The sequence below is a fragment of the Thalassospira sp. ABD4_177 genome, from assembly GCF_056160125.1.
This window is the reverse complement of sequence record NZ_JBSWWO010000002.1, coordinates 485759-505881: the sequence shown is the minus strand read 5'-3', so window position 1 is coordinate 505881 and position 20123 is coordinate 485759. Positions and strand designations below refer to the sequence as shown.

General features: G+C 55.3%; 16 protein-coding genes. 7 read left to right on the top strand and 9 right to left on the bottom strand.

The window, feature by feature from the left end; all coding sequences use genetic code 11:
- The first annotated feature begins 2 nt into the window (after positions 1–2).
- The 3 genes from fdhF to fdhD all read left to right on the top strand — a co-directional run bounded on the left by fdhF (position 3) and on the right by fdhD (position 4006).
- Positions 3–2882 (top strand): formate dehydrogenase subunit alpha, encoded by a 2880-nt coding sequence (fdhF, locus tag ACXAF0_RS15145; protein WP_475346687.1) that lies wholly within the window; start codon positions 3–5, stop codon positions 2880–2882.
- A gap of 93 nt (positions 2883–2975) precedes the next feature.
- Positions 2976–3200 (top strand): formate dehydrogenase subunit delta, encoded by a 225-nt coding sequence (locus ACXAF0_RS15140; protein WP_475346686.1) that lies wholly within the window; start codon positions 2976–2978, stop codon positions 3198–3200.
- The gene (fdhD, locus tag ACXAF0_RS15135) at positions 3197–4006 is read left to right on the top strand and encodes a formate dehydrogenase accessory sulfurtransferase FdhD (protein ID WP_475346685.1); all 810 of its coding nucleotides are present in this window, start codon (positions 3197–3199) and stop codon (positions 4004–4006) included. Before ACXAF0_RS15140 ends, fdhD begins: the two co-directional genes overlap by 4 nt.
- A gap of 38 nt (positions 4007–4044) precedes the next feature.
- Here fdhD and ACXAF0_RS15130 read toward each other — a convergent pair whose 3' ends face one another.
- The 4 genes from ACXAF0_RS15130 to ACXAF0_RS15115 all read right to left on the bottom strand — a co-directional run bounded on the left by ACXAF0_RS15130 (position 4045) and on the right by ACXAF0_RS15115 (position 8474).
- Positions 4045–5019, bottom strand: a complete 975-nt coding sequence (locus ACXAF0_RS15130) for a LacI family DNA-binding transcriptional regulator (protein ID WP_475346837.1) — start codon at positions 5017–5019, stop codon at positions 4045–4047.
- Between the two features lie 281 nt (positions 5020–5300).
- Positions 5301–6791, bottom strand: coding sequence for a tripartite tricarboxylate transporter permease (locus ACXAF0_RS15125; RefSeq protein ID WP_475346684.1), 1491 nt, complete (start codon positions 6789–6791; stop codon positions 5301–5303).
- A 47-nt stretch (positions 6792–6838) separates the two neighbouring features.
- Complete coding sequence (locus tag ACXAF0_RS15120) at positions 6839–7264, bottom strand: tripartite tricarboxylate transporter TctB family protein (protein ID WP_475346683.1); 426 nt, start codon at positions 7262–7264, stop codon at positions 6839–6841.
- Positions 7265–7427: 163 nt separating this feature from the next.
- Entirely contained in the window at positions 7428–8474 is a 1047-nt protein-coding gene (locus tag ACXAF0_RS15115; RefSeq protein ID WP_475346682.1) for a hypothetical protein, read from the bottom strand.
- Between the two features lie 571 nt (positions 8475–9045).
- Here ACXAF0_RS15115 and ACXAF0_RS15110 point away from each other — a divergent pair.
- Positions 9046–9957 (top strand): dihydrodipicolinate synthase family protein, encoded by a 912-nt coding sequence (locus ACXAF0_RS15110; protein WP_475346681.1) that lies wholly within the window; start codon positions 9046–9048, stop codon positions 9955–9957.
- 27 nt (positions 9958–9984) lie between these two features.
- Here ACXAF0_RS15110 and ACXAF0_RS15105 read toward each other — a convergent pair whose 3' ends face one another.
- Positions 9985–10695, bottom strand: a complete 711-nt coding sequence (locus ACXAF0_RS15105) for a GntR family transcriptional regulator (protein WP_475346680.1) — start codon at positions 10693–10695, stop codon at positions 9985–9987.
- Positions 10696–10922: 227 nt separating this feature from the next.
- Here ACXAF0_RS15105 and araD point away from each other — a divergent pair, with 227 nt between their 5' ends.
- The 3 genes from araD (at position 10923) to ACXAF0_RS15090 (ending at position 14978) form a co-directional block, all read left to right on the top strand.
- The gene (gene araD, locus ACXAF0_RS15100; RefSeq protein ID WP_475346679.1) at positions 10923–12656 is read left to right on the top strand and encodes an L-arabinonate dehydratase; all 1734 of its coding nucleotides are present in this window, start codon (positions 10923–10925) and stop codon (positions 12654–12656) included.
- 10 nt (positions 12657–12666) lie between these two features.
- The gene (locus ACXAF0_RS15095; RefSeq protein WP_475346678.1) at positions 12667–13386 is read left to right on the top strand and encodes a ribonuclease activity regulator RraA; all 720 of its coding nucleotides are present in this window, start codon (positions 12667–12669) and stop codon (positions 13384–13386) included.
- Between the two features lie 77 nt (positions 13387–13463).
- Positions 13464–14978, top strand: coding sequence for an aldehyde dehydrogenase (NADP(+)) (locus ACXAF0_RS15090; RefSeq protein WP_475346677.1), 1515 nt, complete (start codon positions 13464–13466; stop codon positions 14976–14978).
- Between the two features lie 56 nt (positions 14979–15034).
- Here the strand turns inward: ACXAF0_RS15090 and ACXAF0_RS15085 are convergent, their stop codons facing one another.
- From ACXAF0_RS15085 to ACXAF0_RS15070, 4 genes are all read right to left on the bottom strand, one after another.
- Positions 15035–16216: a fumarylacetoacetate hydrolase family protein gene (locus tag ACXAF0_RS15085; RefSeq protein ID WP_475346676.1), complete on the bottom strand. Its 1182-nt coding sequence runs from the start codon at positions 16214–16216 to the stop codon at positions 15035–15037.
- 172 nt (positions 16217–16388) lie between these two features.
- The gene (gene purU / locus ACXAF0_RS15080; protein WP_475346675.1) at positions 16389–17273 is read right to left on the bottom strand and encodes a formyltetrahydrofolate deformylase; all 885 of its coding nucleotides are present in this window, start codon (positions 17271–17273) and stop codon (positions 16389–16391) included.
- An 82-nt stretch (positions 17274–17355) separates the two neighbouring features.
- Positions 17356–18660 (bottom strand): type III glutamate--ammonia ligase, encoded by a 1305-nt coding sequence (gene glnT, locus ACXAF0_RS15075; RefSeq protein ID WP_475346674.1) that lies wholly within the window; start codon positions 18658–18660, stop codon positions 17356–17358.
- Between the two features lie 84 nt (positions 18661–18744).
- Positions 18745–20073 carry an FMN-binding glutamate synthase family protein gene (locus tag ACXAF0_RS15070; protein ID WP_475346673.1) on the bottom strand — a complete coding sequence of 443 codons (1329 nt, stop codon included), beginning with the start codon at positions 20071–20073 and terminating at the stop codon, positions 18745–18747.
- Positions 20074–20123: the final 50 nt, after the last annotated feature.

Below are 20123 nucleotides of genomic sequence, written 5' to 3'. Positions count from 1 at the left end.
CGATGTCCTTGATCAAAGAAGTTGACTACGGAACCCCGGCGAAGAATTCCGAAAAGACCGTTACCCTGACCATCGATGGCAAGGATGTCACCGTGCCCGAAGGCACCTCTGTCATGCGTGCGTCGATGGAGGCCGGCATTCAGGTCCCGAAACTGTGTGCGACAGATATGGTCGATGCGTTCGGGTCGTGCCGCCTGTGTCTGGTTGAGGTCGAAGGCCGCAACGGCACCCCGGCATCCTGCACGACGCCAGCGTCTGACGGCATGGTTGTCCATACCCAGACCGACCGGCTCAAGAAAATCCGCAAAGGCGTGATGGAGCTTTATATCTCTGACCATCCGCTTGATTGCCTGACCTGTGCCGCCAACGGCGATTGCGAATTGCAGGACATGGCCGGTGCGGTTGGCCTGCGCGATGTGCGCTATGGCTATGAGGGTGAAAACCACGTCGAGGTTCGCCAGAACGGGGAAGAAAACCCGCGCTACATGGCCAAGGATGAAACCAACCCGTATTTCACCTATGACCCGTCGAAATGCATTGTCTGTTCGCGCTGTGTGCGTGCCTGTGAAGAAGTGCAGGGCACCTTTGCCCTGACCATCGAAGGTCGCGGCTTTGAATCCCGCGTCTCACCGGGCATGCACGAAGACTTCCTGGATTCCGAATGCGTATCGTGCGGCGCCTGTGTACAGGCCTGCCCGACGGCAACGCTTCAGGAAAAGTCGGTCATTGAAATCGGCCAGCCGGAACATTCGGTTGTCACCACCTGCGCCTATTGCGGGGTGGGCTGTTCGTTCAAGGCGGAAATGCGCGGCGAGGAACTGGTCCGCATGGTGCCCTATAAGGATGGCAAGGCCAACCGTGGCCATTCCTGTGTGAAGGGGCGTTTTGCCTATGGCTATGCCAATCACAAGGACCGCATCCTTAACCCGATGATCCGCGAAAGCGTTGATGATCCCTGGCAGGAAGTCAGCTGGGAAGAAGCCCTTCGCTTTACCGCAGACAAGTTCAAGGGCATTCAGGCCAAATACGGCAAGGGTGCCCTGGGTGGGATTACCTCATCACGTTGCACGAACGAGGAAACCTTCCTTGTTCAGAAACTGATCCGTGCCGGTTTTGGCAATAACAACGTTGATACCTGTGCGCGTGTTTGCCACTCGCCGACCGGGTATGGTTTGAAAACCACGTTTGGCACCTCGGCCGGGACGCAGGATTTTGATTCTGTCGAACATACCGATGTTGTGATCCTGATCGGGGCCAACCCGACCGATGGCCATCCAGTCTTTGCATCGCGTCTGAAAAAGCGTCTGCGTGAAGGGGCGAAACTGATCGTGATCGATCCACGCCGGATTGATCTGGTCCGTTCCCCGCATATTGAAGCAGTCGCCCATGTCGCCCTGCGTCCGGGCACGAACGTCGCCGTTCTGACATCGCTTGCGCATGTCATCGTGACCGAAGGCCTGTTTGACGAGGCGTTCGTGCGTGAACGTTGTGACTGGGATGAGTTCCAGGATTGGGCGAGCTTTGTGTCCGATCCGAAACACAGCCCCGAAGCCATTGCCGATATGACCGGTGTTGACGCCGAAACCATGCGCAAGGCCGCCCGTGCCTTTGCCACCGGCGGGAATGGCGCGATCTATTACGGTCTTGGCGTAACGGAACATTCCCAGGGCTCCACCACCGTGATGGCGATTGCCAACCTTGCCATGGCGACCGGTAATATCGGCCGTCCGGGTGTTGGTGTGAACCCGCTGCGTGGTCAGAATAACGTGCAAGGATCGTGTGATATGGGATCCTTCCCGCACGAACTGCCGGGCTATCGCCATGTTCAGGACAGTGCCACCCGCGATATCTTTGAAGATATCTGGGGTGTTAAGATCAACGAGGAACCTGGTCTTCGTATCCCCAACATGCTTGATGCGGCTGTCGAAGGCACGTTCAAGGGCATCTATATTCAGGGTGAAGATATTCTTCAGTCTGATCCGGATACCAAACATGTTGCCGCCGGCCTTGCGGCGATGGAATGCGTGGTTGTCCATGACCTGTTCCTTAATGAAACAGCGAACTACGCGCATGTCTTCCTGCCCGGTTCGACCTTCCTTGAAAAGGACGGGACGTTCACCAACGCCGAGCGCCGTATCAACCGCGTGCGCAAAGTGATGACGCCCTTGAACGGCTTTGCCGATTGGGAAGTCACCCAGAACCTGGCGCGTGCGATGGGCCTGGATTGGAACTACACCCATCCGTCACAGGTCATGGCCGAAATTGCCGCAACCACGCCAAGCTTTGCCAACGTCAACTATGACCTGCTCGAAGAAAAGGGCTCGGTCCAGTGGCCGTGTAATGACAAGGCCCCGGAAGGGACCCCGGTCATGCATATCGATGGCTTTGTCCGCGGCAAGGGCAAGTTTGTTGTCACCGAATATGTGGCAACCAATGAGCGCACCGGTCCGCGCTTCCCGCTTCTGCTGACGACGGGACGTATCCTTAGTCAGTATAACGTGGGCGCACAGACCCGGCGGACGGAAAACACCGCCTGGCACAAGGAAGACCTGCTGGAAATCCACCCGCACGATGCCGAACAGCGTGGCATTCGTGAAGGTGACTGGATCCGTCTGGCATCACGGTCGGGCGAAACATCCCTTCGCGCCACCATTACCGACCGTGTCGCACCGGGCGTGGTTTACACCACCTTCCACCATCCGGGCACGCAGGCCAACGTGATTACCACCGACTATACCGACTGGGCGACCAACTGCCCGGAATACAAGGTTACCGCCGTTCAGGTCTCGCCATCCAATGGTCCGACCGAATGGCAGGTGGAATATGATCGTCAGGCCGAACAGTCGCGCCGGATCAAACCGCGCGTTGATGCTGCCGAATAGGATAACGAGCCAGACATTGTGCTATACTCCCTTGGCATGATGTCTGGCACTTCCTGCTTTTACACAAAGCTTACAGTCGAAGAGTGAACCGCAATGGCACCTGACAAACTTGTCTATATGGCCAATCAGATCGCGACCTTTTTCAAATCCCAGCCAGAGGGCGAGGGCGTTGATGGTGTCGCCAACCATATCAGCGATTTCTGGGAACCGCGCATGCGCAAGCAGCTGTTTGACATGATCGCCGAAGGCAACACCGACTTCCATCCGCTGGTGCTGAAAGCAGCCCCGAAGATCCGGAAGGTCAAGGAAACCGCATGAAGGCCAAGCCATCGGAAAATCGCATTCTGGACGGGCGCGACGTTGATCTTGCGCGTGCCGTCTCGGGCGATGATGGTAATGATGATGCGCCCATCATGTTGCAGCCGGAAGTTCCGGCTGCTTTGACGTTTAATGGTCAATCGCACGCCGTGATGATGGTTTCCCCGCATGATCTCGAAGATTTCATGGTGGGGTTTGCCCTGTCCGAAGGCATAGCCGATGACATTTCCCAGATTACGCTCCGCGATGTGCGCAAGACCTTGCAGGGCTATGTGATCGAGGCCGATCTGCATGATGATGTGTTTGATCGCCTTGCCGATCGCCAACGCACACTCGAAGGTCGGTCGGGCTGTGGCTTGTGCGGGGTGCAGTCGCTCGAAGCCGTTGCCATGGACAAGATCGGTACGGTGACACCATCCAACATGGCGCAGGATGTTGTCCTGCGTGCGATTGATACGCTTCCGGATCATCAGACCCGCAACCGCGAAGGCGGTGGGTTGCTGCATGCCAGCGCCTTTGTTGATGGTAGCGGTAACATCGTTCTGGTCCGTGAGGATATCGGACGCCATAACGCGCTGGACAAGGTGCTTGGCGCCATCGCGCGGCAGGGGATCGATCCGGCAGGTGGTTTTGTTCTGATGACCAGTCGCTGTTCCTATGAAATTGTCACCAAAACCGTGCAGTTTGGTATCGGCGGGCTAGTGACCCTTTCGGGGCCCACTTTGACGGCGGTGAACCTCGCGCGCAAGGCCGGATTGACCATGATCTGCCGGGAACGGCGAGGCCTGTTTCGTCGTTTTGCCTGATAACTAGTTTGAGTGCAGTTGGTCTGATGCTCGATTGGTCAGGTGGACGCGCGCTCTATAATTTCAAACCCGATATCAATCGTTTTGGTCGGAAGCGGCTTGTTTTCAATGCGTGCGACCAGTGCCTCTGCAGCTTTTTGACCCAGATGCGGGCGGTCTACTTGAACGGTTGTCAAAGCAGGCAATGTAAAGGGTGAAAAATCCTGATTGCCGAAACCAAGCACGGCAATATCGTCTGGAACGCGAAGGCCTCGGGCTGATGCTTCAATCAGGATGCCATGAGCCAGAAGATCGGAACTGCACATGACAATGCCATTCCTGAACCCTTTTTCCAGTCCAGAGGTCAGGGCGTTACGCCCGCGTTCAATTGTTGCAGACGCCTCATAAATAACCTCTATCGGGGCGTTGCCGGTTGACTGGGTGAATTGCCGGGAAAATTCATTTTTACGGCGGAATGCACGCTCATCTCCCGCCGACACAATCAGGGCCTTATCATAACCTTTTCTGACAGCGTAGTGGGCCATTTCTTCGCCGGTTTTGATGTGAGAGAACCCGATACATATATCTATCGGGCTTTCTGTAACATCCCAGACTTCAATCACTGGAATGCCTGCCCTCCGAAGCATGCGTTTGCTGCTGGCGGAATGGTGGATTCCTGTCAAAAGAATACCATCAGGTCGACGGCTGAGCATGGTGGAAACGACAGCTTGTTCTTCATCTTGTGAAAAGCCGGTTTCTGCCATCAGGACGTGATAGTCTGACTCGCGAATGACATTGATAAAGTTTTGCATCATATCGGCGTAAATCACGTTCGTGATTGATGGCACAAGGGCGGCAATCAGTTTACTGCGTCTTGAGGCCAATGCGCCCGCGACCATGTTGGGCACATAGCCGGTCAGTTCGATTGCATCCTGAATGCGTCGCAGGGTCTTCGCAGAAACCTTCTCAGGGTCGTTCAAGGCACGTGAAACGGTGACCTGTGATACACCGGCAATGCGCCCGACGGTTTCCATCGTGACAGCGCCACTTTTGATCTCGGCGGAGGTGATCGGATCACTGTGTTTTGGTGCGGATACGGATGACAAGTTTGTTTGTCTCTTGCGTTAACGACGCTTGCCAGCGTGACCTAAGGCCAGGTTATGCGTCCAATAGCCAATTTTATCCCGTTTAGACATTACATTAGCAACGAAAAGTGGGCAAGAAGCGTGGGCAGGATGCTGACCGCTTGACAACAGAGAAAAGCAATCGTGGCTTCTTGCCTGATAATGCTTTGTTTCTCTGTTCGTTGCTCCGATCAATCGACTATTCGTTTTTTCTTGCGTGCAACCGAAATCGAGAATGCGATTGAAACTGCAATGAGGACCCATAGGAGCACTGCGATCCAGCTCTTGGTGAAGAAGATCGAAAATGTACCAAAGGATTCCAAGCTTTTGACAAAGTAGATTTCTGCAGACGGGCCAAGGATAAAGCCAATGATAAATGGTGCGATTTCCAGACGGGTTTTATGGGCAAGGTAGCCGAACAAACCAAAGATCAGCAGTGTCCAGACGTCAAACATCACACCGTAATTGATGGTGTATGCCCCGACAACGCACATCATCAGGATGATGGGGAATAGGATGTTTTTCGGAACTGTAACGACCTTGGCCAGATGACGAATGGCAAAGACCATGACCAGAAACATCACAATATTGGCCACCAGCATCGCAATGACCATCGCATCCCAGGTAATCGGATTGTTGCCGATGAAAAGCGGACCAACCTGAATGCCCTGAAGGGTAAAAGCACCAATCAGAATGGCAGTGGTTGAATCACCGGGGATGCCCAGTGACAGTAATGGGACAAGCGCGCCACCCGTCAGGCCGTTATTGGCACTTTCCGATGCGATCACCCCTTCCGGTGCTCCCTTGCCAAACTTCTCAGGATTTCTGGAGAAGTTCTTTTCCTGACTGTAAGCGAGAATGGAAGCTGCACTGCCGCCAACGCCGGGCAGAATGCCGACAAAAGTCCCAATGGACGATGATCGGATCAGGTTGATGATCTGACCTTTGAACACAGAAAGTTTGAAGGGGGCGCCACCGATCTTGATTTTGGACAGTTCCTTTGCATCCTTCATGCCCTGCTCGGCATCAATCAGGATGGTCGCCAGACCAAACAGGCCAATCAGAACCGGTAGGAGCGAAAAACCGCTTTCGAGATAGTATTCAAGGAATTCTGGAACTAGGCGCAATTCACCATTGCCGCCACGTGAAATGTCATAAGCGCCAATCAGGCTGATGAATATGCCGAGGAAACCACTGAAAATGCCAATCAGAAGGCTGCTGGAAAGTGCAGCCATAACGGTTAGGGCAAAGAAGATGATCAGGAACTTCTCGATATAGGAAAACTTGATAGCAAAATCGGCCAGTGCCGGGGCAAAAAGGTAAAGTGCCGCAAGGCTGATCAGGCCGCCGACCAGTGAGGACGTGATGCCGATCTTGAGAGCACGCTCACCTTCGCCATTCTGGGTCATTGGATACCCGTCCAGCGTGGTGGTGATCGATGATGGTGTGCCGGGAATGTTTAACAGGATGGCCGGAACAAGACCTCCTGAAATTCCGCCAACATAAAGACCTAGCAAAAGTGCCAAGCCATTTTCAAGTCCAAGCGAATAGGTCAGTGGCAGGCATACGGCGACCGCCATGGTTGCGGTCATACCCGGTATAGCGCCGAAAATGATACCGACCACGGTTCCCGCAGCAACCAGTCCGAAAAATAACGGGCTTAGAATGGATAGCAATTCCATAGCAAATCTCTTGGCTCAATTCGTGCCAATATGCCCCGATGCAGGGGTCAAGGCAGCGAGATGTTGAAAAGTTCGGAAAGGATGTACCAGACGACACTTGGCGCGATCAGTGCATTGCCGCCTGCGATCATAAGTGTCCGGCGGTTGCGTTCACGCAGGAAAAGAGTGCTTAGCATGAACAGATACGGGATCGAGCACAGGTAGAACCCAAGTCCGGTATTGGGGAAAAAATCCCCGACACTTGGCATTGCAAGAAAATAGATCAGGGTTAGTGCCAATGTACCAAAGAAACGAACGTGGTCGATTCCTGCTGGCCACCATGTGCCATTGGTGACAGTCGCCAGAATGGTGCTTCCGCGCGTAATTAGAATGGAAATAAACAGAACGCCCAAGATTACGGCGATAATCGTTGGGAAAATAAGATGTGACGAGCTGAAATCAACAGTCACATGAAAGGGGGAGTCAAACGACATTGGATGCCTCCGGAAAAAGCGCATTTTGCCCGATGGTGCTGATTTCCGGACGCAAAGGAAATCAACTCAGGGTCTTCTTGGCTGAATTGGGTGTTGGGGCGCATATCGCCGCCATATCAGGCAACAAAGGCCCGGCAATATTCAATGCCGGGCCATCGCAAGATTAGTTGGCTGCAATAGAGTCAATAACCTGATGGTATTGGTCGCGTTTTGCCTTGAGGTAAGCTGAAGCTTCAGCCTGCGGCTTGTAGTTCGGGATAAAGAACGAAGCCTTCTGGGTCTTCTGGATTTCTCCAGCCTCGAAGATTTCCTTGAGCGCCGTGTCAATCGCAGCAATCTGGTCTGCATCCATATCCTTGTTGAACAGGAAGAAGAATTCCTTGTCGAATGTGAAGTCAGTCGAGCCGTCGAAGGTCACGCTTACATTCGGCGTGGTGAACGCTAGAAGTTCTTCGCTAGTGGTGTTGCCCATGCCTTCTGGGTTGGCTTGTTCAATCGTTTCTTCGCGTGCGGTGAGCCAGACGAAGCGCATTGCTTTCTGGTCGCTGGAGGCAAGCTGAGTAAACTGTTCATTTGCTTGGACAGAACCGTTGATCACATCGGCCTGGCCATCAAACATCATCTGGTTTTTGTCCGCCTGTGAGCCGGTGTTGACCGGAACGATATTGGCTTCTGAACCCGGGTTCATTATCCGGGCCGCGTTTTTCATTGCCGAGAAACCGATTTCAGAAACACCACCGGCCTGAATGGCTACGCGAACCCGAACACCAGCGGCTGCAGCCGCAAAGACATCTTCCATCGATTGTATTGGGGAATTTTTTGGAACGAGATAGGCGTTGCCCGGGTTGATCGCGACGGTCGGGCCGACAACGTAGTTTTCAAAGATGTCTTCATAGCCGCGAACACCATACAAGTTCCCGAGATAGGATTGATCATGGAAAATCATGATGGTGTTGCCGCGTGAGTCGCGTTTCAGTGCCTTGAAGGCCTCGCTTGAGCCAACGGCATCAACCTTTACATTGATGTCGAGTTTTTTGGCAAGTGCATCAGCAATTATTGCGCTGTTTTGATAGGTGTCCCCGCCGGTCGATTTCGAGCCGATGACGAGGCGGATGTTATTTGGCAGATCAGCTGCAGAAGCAAGTATCGGTGATGCGACCATGGCGGTGAAGCCAACAGCGGCAGCGATGGATTTAAAGAGTCCAGTCATTAGTTTCCTCCCAAATGACGTAAGCCTGAATATAGAGCGGCGCCCGCTAAGCCCTGGGGGCGAAGCCCCTTAAGGTACTGGTGTTGCTTGTTCTTGTTATTGCCTAACTTGTAAAATTACAAGCGATATGAATGCGCATACATTTTTGATACATTTTGTTAAGAAGTCTGTCAACCTCTTATTATATAGGAATCTTGTATGATGGATGGAATGTAAAATGTGCTTGTAATGATACTTGACAACCTGTCTGTGTATGCGCATACATAAACTGTCATGTCAGGTGATCAGTGTTTGTGCCGTGTGTTGCGTGAAGGATTGGTGCGGATGCCGGTTGGTGGTCGGTCCAGGTTTGGCAAGGTTAAAAACTGATGGAAAAGTCTCGCTGGGCGTCGAAAGGTGACTTTACCTTCGTGCGGATATCTTTCGGGGTAGGTGAGTGGCGTAGATTATGTTTTGCATGGGTATGCTCGGGCGTCGGTTATGCCTGAGCCTAAATTAAAGATTCTGACAAAAACCAGGGTCGGGGGTGAATTGTTGCCTGATGATCCGCAGTATTCAGGGATATTGGTCCATGGCACTTTCAAAAACCGAATTGCGCGACGTCTTGTCGGGGATATCCGGCATTCTTGTCACGCCTTATGACGAGAATGGCGACGTTGCGCCCAAAAAGCTTGTGCCGGTGATTGACCGTGCGCTGGCAGCCGGTGTTCATTTCCCTGTCGTGAACGGTAACACCGGGGAGTTCTATGCTCTCACCACGAATGAAGCGATCACGATGGCGAAGTCGGTTGCCGAGATGCTCGATGGTCGTGCGCCGATGCTGGCCGGGATCGGTCGGGGTGTTCGCGATGCCTGCGCACTTGCACAGGCATCGGCCGACGCCGGGGCAGAGGCGCTTATGATCCATCAGCCGCCAGACCCGTTTGTCGCCCCTCGTGGTGTAGTCGATTACATCAAGCGGATTGCCGATGCATCCGGCGGTCTGCCGATGATGTTGTATCTGCGCAATGACACTATCGGCACCAAGGCGATCGCCGATCTTTGTGCGGTCGAAGGCGTTGCCGGCGTTAAATGGGCAACACCCAATCCGATGAAACTGGCCGAGGCCATCCATGCCTGTGATCCCGATATCGTCTGGGTCGGCGGGTTGGCCGAAACATGGGCGCCGGCTTTTTATGCGGTGGGCGCGCGCGGATTCACGTCGGGTCTGATCAATGTCTGGCCGGAACGCTCCATGGCCATTCATGCCGCCCTTGAGGCCAGCGACTATGCCACGGCGCGCAAACTGATTTCCGAAATGAAGGCATTTGAGGATGTCCGGGCCGAGGAAATGAACGGCACAAACGTTACCGGTGTGAAGTCTGCGTTGAAACTGCTTGGCGATGACTGCGGGCCGACCCGTCCGCCATCTGCCTGGCCGTTGACCGACGCGCAATCCGAAAAACTGGCGGCCTTCATGAAAGGAAACGGGCTGATCGACTAGCCCGCGCAGGGGATTGGCCGGACCGTTCTAGAAGAAGGACGGATGGCGTTTGCGGATGGCATCGACAGTGGCAAGGGTGCCCATCAGATGTTCGCGGACAACCGCGCAGGCCGTGTCGGCATCGCCCGCATCAATCGCTGCGAGAATGCGGGCATGACAATCAAGGATGGAGGTCGATTTTCCCGGGTCGGGCAGGTTGAGTTTGCGCAGGCGGTCAATATGGCCGGACCGGGCTTCGATGACGCCATAGAGTTGGGCGACACCGGCAGCCTCATAGAGCGCGTAATGGAAATCGCGATCGAGCTTGCCAAAGGTATCAAGATCGTTCGCCGCACTAACGGCATTTTGCTGGGCAAGAATGGAGTGCGCTTTGACAGTCAGGGCAGGGTCTTTGGCATTGGCGAGACGGCGGGTGATTTCAAGCTCGACCGACAGGCGCAGGAACTGGGTTTCAAGCGCATGTTCGACATCGATGCGCGAGACCTCTGTCTTGGATTGCGGAAAGGTATCAACGAGGCCTTCTTCTTCAAGTTTGAGCAAGGCATCACGCACCGGTGTCTGGCTCACACCATATTCCTCGGCGATTTCAACCCGCGACAGGTACTGGCCCGGTGCCAGTTCAAGATCAATGATGCGCTGGCGCAAGGAATCATGGAGCTGCGTACTGGCCGAACCCCTTTTGAGTTTCGGCAAACGTTTTTTGGCAGTCGATGCGTCTTTGATCAGGTTTTCGACCATGATGTTCCCGGAATTCTTGTCTGTCCCCGCAATTTGTATACAGGCGTCTTGTCGGATATACACTAATATATTACTATATCAAGCAGTCACAAGTGAATATCTTTCCATGTCTGATGACGGCGGCGAAAACCCTCAGGTGAGCGTGTTGACGTCCAAGATAAAAGGTCACCTTTCTGATCACCGCCCGCCGCAAACATGGTAGCGTTTTACATTCCGAGGATAAGACAATGAGTAAGAAACAGCCTCAGGACCTGAGATCGGCACGCTGGTTTTCCCCCGATGATTTGCGGTCATTCGGCCATCGGTCCCGCATGATGCAGCTTGGTTATTCCGAGGATGATTTCCGTGGAAAGCCAATCATCGGTGTTCTCAATACCTGGTCGGAGCTCAATACCTGCCACGCCCATTTCCGCGAACGGGTGGTTGATGTCAAACGCGGCGTCGCGCAGGCGGGCGGCTTTGCCGTCGAACTGCCGTCGCTGTCGGTTGATGAAAGCTTCACCAAGCCGACCTCGATGCTTTATCGCAACCTGCTTGCCATGGAGACAGAGGAAAACATTCGCTGCCATCCGCTTGATGGGGTGGTTCTGATGGGCGGCTGTGACAAATCGACACCGGGTCTGGTCATGGGCGCAATTTCAGCCGGTGTGCCGATGATATATCTGCCAGCCGGTCCGATGCTGCGCGGTAACTACGCCGGCAAGACGCTGGGTTCCGGGTCCGATGCCTGGAAATACTGGGATGAACGGCGTGCAGGCAACATCAGCGATGATGAATGGCTTGGCATTCAGGGCGGTATTGCGCGTTCTGCCGGGACCTGCATGACCATGGGTACGGCATCGACCATGACGGCAATTGCCGATTCCATGGGGCTGACACTTCCGGGTGCATCGTCAATCCCGGCGGTCGATAGTGGTCACCAGCGCATGTCGGCGGATTGTGGTCGCCGGATCGTTGATATGGTCTGGGAGGATCTGACCCCCGACAAGATCATCACCGATGCATCCTGCCGAAATGCCGCGATCGTTGCCATGGCGACCGGCTGTTCAACCAATGCCGTGGTGCATCTGATCGCGATGGCCAAACGGGCTGGCGTCGGCCTTAAGCTCGAAGACCTTGATGAGCTTGGGCGCAACACGCCACTGATCGCCAATGTCCGGCCATCGGGCAAGGATTACCTGATGGAGGACTTCTTCTATGCGGGGGGCTTGCGCGCGCTGATGAAACAGATGGAAGACCGCCTTGATACCACTTGCATCACCGTCACCGGCAAAACCTTGGGCGAGAACCTCGAAGGGGCGGTGGTTTATAATGATGATGTCATCCGCCCGATCACCAATCCGGTTTATAAGGAAGGCTCGCTTGCGGTACTCAAAGGCAATCTTTGCCCGACCGGGGCGGTGATCAAGCCGGCGGCCTGTGATCCGAAGTTCCATGTGCATGAAGGCCCGGCCATTGTGTTTGACAGCTATCCGGATATGAAAAAGGCTGTCGATGACGAGAACCTTGATATCACGCCAGACCATGTGATGGTTCTGCGCAATGCCGGGCCACAAGGCGGGCCAGGCTTCCCGGAATGGGGCATGCTGCCCATCCCGAAAGCGCTGATCAAACAGGGCCATCGTGACATGTTGCGGATTTCCGATGCGCGTATGTCGGGCACGTCTTATGGCGCCTGTGTCTTGCATGTCAGCCCGGAAAGCTTCGTCGGTGGGCCGTTAGCCCTTTTGAAAAACGGCGATACCGTGCGTCTGGATCTGCCAAACCGCTCGCTCGATATGCTCGTCCCCGAGGAGGAGCTTGAAGAACGGCGCAAGGAGCTGACCCCGCCGGAACCAAGGTTCGAGCGTGGGTATGGTTACATGTTCTCGCGCCATGTGACACAGGCCGATCAGGGCTGTGACTTTGATTTCCTTGAAACTGCTTTCGGCAAGACTGCCGGCGAACCTGATATTTTCTAAGGACCCCGAGATGACCGAATATGTACTTTCCGAGGATACCCGCGCAAAGCTGATGCGCGCCTCCACGGCATCCATTGCGACCCAGCTGTTCAAACGCGGCTTACGCAACCAGTTCATTCAGGGCGTCAAACCGGTTGCGCCCAAAAAGAAGAACATGGTCGGGCAGGCCTTTACCCTGCGCTACATCCCGGCACGCGAAGACCGCAACGCGCTTGAGGTTTTCCGCAATGCCGACCATCCGCAACGGGTCGCGGTTGAAACCTGCCCGCCCGGTCATGTGCTGGTGATGGATGGTCGCAAGGATGCGTCTGCGGCATCTGCCGGATCGATCCTTGTCACCCGTCTGGCGGTGCGTGGGGCGGCGGGCATTGTATCAGATGCCGGTTTCCGCGATGCCGAAGGCATTGGCGAGCTTGATATGCCAGCCTATTGTGCCGGTCCATCGGCGCCCACCAACCTGACCAAGCATGAAGCGCTTGATATCAACATCCCGATTGCGTGCGGCGATGTGGCGGTATTCCCCGGTGATGTGTTGGTTGGTGATACTGACGGGGTGATGGTGATCCCGGCCCATCTGGCCGTTGAAATTGCCGATGCCTGTGCCGGCATGGAAAGTTACGAGGCCTTTGTTCTTGAACAGGTCGAAAATGGGGCCTCAATCATCGGACTTTACCCCTGCACCACGGGCGAGAACCAGAAAAAGTATGAGGAATGGCTAAAAAGCCAGTAAGATCAGGAAAATGCTTGGTCAATGTGACCTGACTTTTGCCGTTTTCGATATTCACGAATTCCAGAGGATTGATTGCAATGTCTTATACCCTGACAGGAAAACATCTGATTGCCGGTGACTGGGTCGCAGGCGAGACGACCGTCCAGTCCGAACCGGCCCATGGCCCGGCCAATACCTTTCCGGTCGGAACACCCGCACTTGTTGATCAGGCGGCCAAGGCCGCCGAGGACGCGTTTTGGACCTTTGGCTATTCGACCCGCGAAGAACGCGCTAAATTCATCAATACCATTGCTGATGAAATCGACGCGCGCGGTGATGAAATCACCGAAATCGGCACACAGGAAACTGGCCTGCCCGAAGCACGTCTGCAGGGCGAACGTGGCCGTACGGTCGGCCAGCTTCGTCTGTTCGCCAGCCATATCCTAGATGGTGCTTACCTTGACCGTCGTCGTGACGAAGCCCTTCCGGATCGTGCGCCACTGCCGCGTCCGGATCTGCGTTTAATGCAGCGCCCGATTGGCCCGGTTGCAGTATTTGGCGCGTCGAATTTCCCGCTGGCCTTTTCAGTCGCGGGCGGTGACACCGCATCGGCGCTGGCAGCCGGTTGCCCGGTCGTGGTCAAGGGCCATTCCGCCCATCCGGGTACCGGTGAAATCGTTGCGCAGGCGATTGATGCGGCGATTAAGAAATGCGGTGTTCATCCGGGTGTCTTCAGCCTTATTCAGGGCGGCAAACGTGATGTGGGCCAAAGCCTTGTGCAGCATCCGCTGATCAAGGCAGTTGGCTTTACCGGATCGCTCGGCGGTGGTCGCGCGCTTTATGATCTGTGTGCGGCCCGTCCGGAACCGATCCCGTTCTTTGGCGAGCTCGGCTCGGTCAACCCGATGTTCCTGCTGCCCAGTGCTGTTAAGGCGCGCGGTGCTGAAATCGGCAAGGGCTGGGCAGGGTCACTGACCATGGGCGCTGGCCAGTTCTGCACCAATCCGGGTATCGCGGTTGTCATCGAAGGACCGGATGCGGATGCATTCGTTGCCGCGGCGAAGGACGGCCTTGCTGATGTTGGTCCGCAGACCATGCTGACTGACGGCATGGCCGAGACCTATCGCACTGGCGCAAAACGTGTTGCTGCGACATCGGGCGTGCAGGAAGTTCTGACCACGTCCTGTGATCTGCGCAATGCGACGCCATATCTGTTTGAGACCACCGGCGAGAACTGGCTGGCCAACCACGAACTCGGTGAAGAGGTCTTCGGCCCGCTGGGGCTTGTGGTTCTCGTCAAGGACGTGGCTGAAATGCGCAAGATTGCCAAATCGCTTGAAGGGCAGCTGACCTGCACGCTTCATCTTGATGCATCAGATGCGGCAGATGCCCGTTCGTTGCTGCCGATCCTGGAGCACAAGGCAGGTCGCGTTCTGGCCAACGGCTTCCCGACCGGTGTCGAAGTTTCCGACACCATGGTTCATGGCGGGCCCTATCCGGCTTCGACCAATTTCGGGGCGACTTCCGTTGGCACGATGGCAATCCGTCGCTTCCTGCGTCCGGTTTGCTATCAGAACATCCCGACCGATGTGCTGCCAGCCGATATCGCTTGATCCCGATCAGGATAGATCATTAAGAAAAGCCGCTCCATCGGGGGCGGCTTTTTGCGTTACAGCAGGCCTCTTTGCGCCAGATTGTGCATCAGCGCGCCGATGCCAAATTCCCATCTCGGGATTGTATCTGATGCGCCGACCTCATTGATCAGGCTGCCAAGTTTCGGGGTGGCGATGGTCACGATATCGCCCGGCTTGTGGGTAAAGCCCTGACCGGTGCCATCCCGATCATCGGTCGGCGCAAACATGGTGCCCAGAAACAGCATGAAGCCATCTGGATATTGGTGATGTGCGCCAATGGTCTGGGCGACAAGGCTTTCGGGTGGGCGGCTGATTTGCGACATCGAACTGACGGCTTCCAGGTGATAGCCATCCTTGCCATCCACCGACATGGCAATATCGGCCCCCTTGATGTCATCAAGGGTGAAGTGATCATCAAACAATCGGATGAACGGCCCGATGGCGCACGACCCGTTATTATCCTTTGCCTTGCCCAGCAACAGCGCAGAGCGGCCTTCAACGTCGCGCAGATTGACATCATTGCCCAATGTCGCCCCGACAATCCAGCCCCTCGATGTCACGGCCAGAACGACTTCCGGTTCCGGGTTGTTCCAGGTCGATAAGGGGTGAATACCAACAGAACTGCCATGACCCATGGCCGATAGAACCGGCGCCTTGGTGAAAATCTCGGCATCCGGGCCAATGCCGACCTCAAGATATTGCGACCATGCGCCTTTCGCGATCAAGAGATCCTTGATCTCTGCTGCCTTGGGGGAGCCGGGCTCAATATCGGAAAGACTGCCCCCCAGAACCGCCATAATTTCAGAGCGGATATTATCGGCATTGGTGGCATCTCCGCGCGCCTGTTCCTCGATCACGCGTTCGAGCAAGCTTGCGACAAACGTCACCCCGCTTGCCTTGATGACGTGTAAGTCATTGGGGGCCAGAAGGTGCATCTTCTCGGGCGTCATGACCGGCGACGAATTGGCTAGTATCGTTTCAAGATTACCGAGGACGGGAAAGACATCCGGGTTGCCAAGCTTCGCCAACAGCCCGTCGATCTCAAGGATCTGGCTGATGGTTGGCGCGATTGAGCTGATGTCATACAGGGTGCCGCCATCGCATAAAACCGGAACAGGGCCAGCAACATCAGGGTTCCAGACCCGCCCGATCAGGATTGCCTGATCATGATCGCTTGGCAAAACTGTTTCGGGCGCGGACGGCAGATGGTTTGGCATGACGTTTCCCTGATTGTGTGTTTAAGCCTGCTTGAGTGCGGCTTTAATTTAAATCATACAATAATAGGAATGCTTGCGCGGTGCCAACGCCGATGTGCGGGAGGTGGCGGAATAAAAAACGCCCCGAACCAAATCTGGTCGGGGCGTTCTTGATTGTTATTTTCCGGTGGGCTTAACCCATGCGCTCCGATGCGTAGCTTCCCGGGCTGGGCGGGAAGACGATGGTGCGGTTGCCGTTAATGAAGGAACGGTGGTGGATATGGGCATGAACCGCACGTGCCAGAACCTGGCTTTCGACATCACGACCAATCGACACATAATCGGCCGAGTTCTGGGCGTGGGTGATGCGCGCAATGTCCTGTTCGATGATCGGACCTTCATCAAGGTCGGCGGTCACATAGTGGGCAGTCGCCCCGATCAGTTTGACCCCGCGCTCATAGGCCTGACGATAAGGGTTTGCCCCCTTGAAGCTTGGCAGGAAGGAATGGTGGATGTTGATGATCTTGCCGCTCATCTTCTTGCACAGGCTGTCTGAGAGAACCTGCATGTAGCGGGCAAGAACGATCAGTTCGACATCGTAGTCGGACACCAGATCGAGAAGCTTTTTCTCGGCTTCCGGTTTGTTTTCCTTGGTCACAGAGATGTGGTGGAAGGGAATGTCGTGATTAACAACAACCTTCTGATAATCAAGGTGGTTTGACACCACACCAACGATATCAATCGGCAGTGCTCCGATCTTCCAGCGATACAGCAAGTCGTTCAGGCAATGACCAAAGCGCGACACCATCAGAAGAACTTTCATCTTCTCAGAGCTGTCACGAATTTCATATTTCATACCGAGTTCGGCTGCCGGACCCTCAAATCCCCGGGTGAGGGTTTCCTGATCAACGCCTTCTTCACTGACGAAGGCGACCCGCATGAAGAACAGACCCGTTTCAAGGTCATCGAATTGTGAGCTATCGGTAATGTTGCAACCATGCCCGGCCAAATAGGCCGAAATAGCAGCAACCACCCCGCGCTGGGAGTCGCAGGAAACGGTCAGGACGTAGCTTTTCATCGCGTCTGGCTTTCTCGTTTGCTGTAATCAAAAATTGCCCGGCCCCGTCCATCGGGGAGGAAGATGGAGCCGGGCAGAAGCATTAAATATCAAGTGTGTTCTCACGTTCCCAGCGGGAAAAGTGAGAAACATAAGAATTCCACTCGGTCTGCTTGAGTTTGAGGTAGGCACTCGAGAATTCCTTGCCCATCGCCAGTTGAAGGCCTTCGTTTGATCCCATCTCGCGCAGGGCATCCAGAAGGTTCAATGGCAGACGCGGCGCATCCTTGATCAGGTGACCTTCCTGATACATGTCGATGTCATAATGCGGTCCCGGATCGGCATTGGTCGCCATGCCATCAAGGCCCGCGGCAATAATCACTGCCTGCAGAAGATAGGGGTTGGTTGCCCCGTCTGGCAGGCGCAACTCAAAGCGGCCTGGTCCCGGAACACGCACCATGTGGGTGCGGTTGTTGCCCGTCCAGGTCACCGTGTTCGGCGCCCAGGTCGCACCGGACATGGTGCGCGGCGCGTTGATGCGCTTGTAGGAATTAACCGTCGGATTGGTGATAACGGCCATGGCCGAGGCATGCTTCATGATGCCGCCCAAGAAATGCTTGCCCTTGGCAGACAGGCCAAATGGCATGTCATCATCGGCAAAGGCATTGCCGCCGTCATTGTCCCAGACCGAAACGTGGCAGTGGCACCCATTGCCGGTCAGGCCCGGGAAAGGCTTGGGCATGAAGGTCGCGCGCAGGCCGTGTTTTTCGGCAATCGATTTGACCATGAACTTGAAGAAGGAATGCTTGTCTGCGGTTTTAAGCGCGTCATCAAATTCCCAGTTCATTTCAAACTGGCCATTGGCGTCTTCATGGTCGTTCTGATACGCACCCCAACCAAGTTCGAGCATATAATCGCAAATCTCGGCGATGACGTCATAGCGGCGCATGACGGCCTGCTGGTCATAACACGGCTTTTCCGCCGTGTCGGCCGGGTCGGAGATTTCCGAGCCATCGGTGGTGACAAGGAAGAATTCCGCCTCGACCCCGGTTTTGACATTGAGCCCAAGCTCGGCGGCCTTGGCGATCTGTGCTTTCAGGACATTACGTGGTGCCTGTTCGACCGGTGTGCCTTCCATGACGCAATCGGCCGCAACCCAGGCGACTTCCGGTTTCCAGGGAAGCTGGATGACGGAATCCGGATCAGGAATGGCAAACATGTCCGGGTGGGCCGGGCTGAGGTCAAGCCAGGTGGCAAAACCGGCAAAGCCCGCACCTTCTTCCTGCATGTCGGCAATTGCCTGGGTCGGGACAAGTTTGGCGCGCTGTCCGCCAAACAGGTCCGTAAAGCTGATCATGAAGTATTTGATGCCGCGTTCCCGGGCAAAGGCTGAAAGATCCTTGGTCATCGAAGTCCCCTGACGAATTCTTTGCGGTGCCATCGGCGTTCCGGCACGCGCAAGCACGTGCCGAGCCGACGGTTCGGTTATGGTTTAAAAGCCTCCCTGTCCGGGAACCCAGTTGGTCCCGGCGAGCGGTACACCAGCCATGGCGGCCGCTTCGATATTCAGTGCGCAGAGATCCTCGGGTTCGAGGTTGTGCACATGATTTTTGCCGCAGGCGCGGGCAATTGTTTGCGCTTCAAGGGTCATGACCTTCAGATAGTTGGCCAGTCGCCGTCCGGCGGCGATCGGATCAACCCGCTTCATCAGGTCGGCATCCTGTGTCGTGATGCCTGCGGGATCACGACCTTCATGCCAGTCGTCATAGGCACCGGTGGTGGTGCCAAGTTCATTATATTCTTCTTCCCATTTCGGGTCGTTGTCACCAATGGCAACAAGGGCTGCGGTTCCGATGGAAACTGCATCCGCGCCAAGCGCAAGCGCCTTGGCAACATCAGCACCATTGCGGATGCCGCCCGAAACGATCAGCTGTACTTTGCGATGCATGCCCATGTCTTGCAATGCTTTTACCGCCGGGCGGATGCAGGCAAGGGTCGGCTGACCGACATGCTCGATAAAGACTTCCTGGGTGGCGGCCGTGCCGCCCTGCATGCCATCAAGCACGATGACATCCGCACCGGCCTTGACCGCAAGGGCCACGTCATAATAGGGGCGTGCGCCACCAACCTTGATGAAGATCGGCTTTTCCCAGTCGGTGATTTCGCGGATTTCCTGAATTTTGATTTCAAGATCATCCGGGCCGGTCCAGTCCGGATGACGGCAGGCTGAACGCTGATCAATGCCCATCGGCAGGTTGCGCATTTCAGCAACACGATCGGAAATCTTCTGACCCAGCAGCATACCGCCGCCGCCCGGTTTTGCGCCCTGACCAATGACGATTTCAATCGCATCAGCACGTTTCAGGTCGCGCGGGTTCATGCCATAGCGTGACGGCAGATACTGATAAACAAGCTGGGTGGAATGGCCGCGCTCTTCCTCGGTCATGCCGCCATCACCTGTCGTGGTCGATGTACCAGCCGCCGATGCACCGCGCCCAAGGGCTTCCTTGGCCGGACCGGAAAGAGAGCCAAAGCTCATGCCGGCAATCGTGATCGGAATTTTAAGTTCGATCGGTTTCTTGGCAAAGCGGGTGCCGAGCGTAACAGCCGTCTCGCACTTCTCGCGATACCCTTCGAGCGGATAGCGCGACATGGACGCACCGAGGAACAGCAGGTCATCAAAATGCGGGACCTTGCGTTTGGCACCACCACCACGGATGTCATAAATGCCTGTGGCCGCTGCACGCCGGATTTCCGAAAGGGTGTAGTCATCAAAGGTTGCCGATTTACGCGGCGTCGTAACGGGATTTTTGTAAGTCATATTCTGATCCTGTCTTTGGGCTGAACTGCGCAAATTTTCGATGCTGCGCA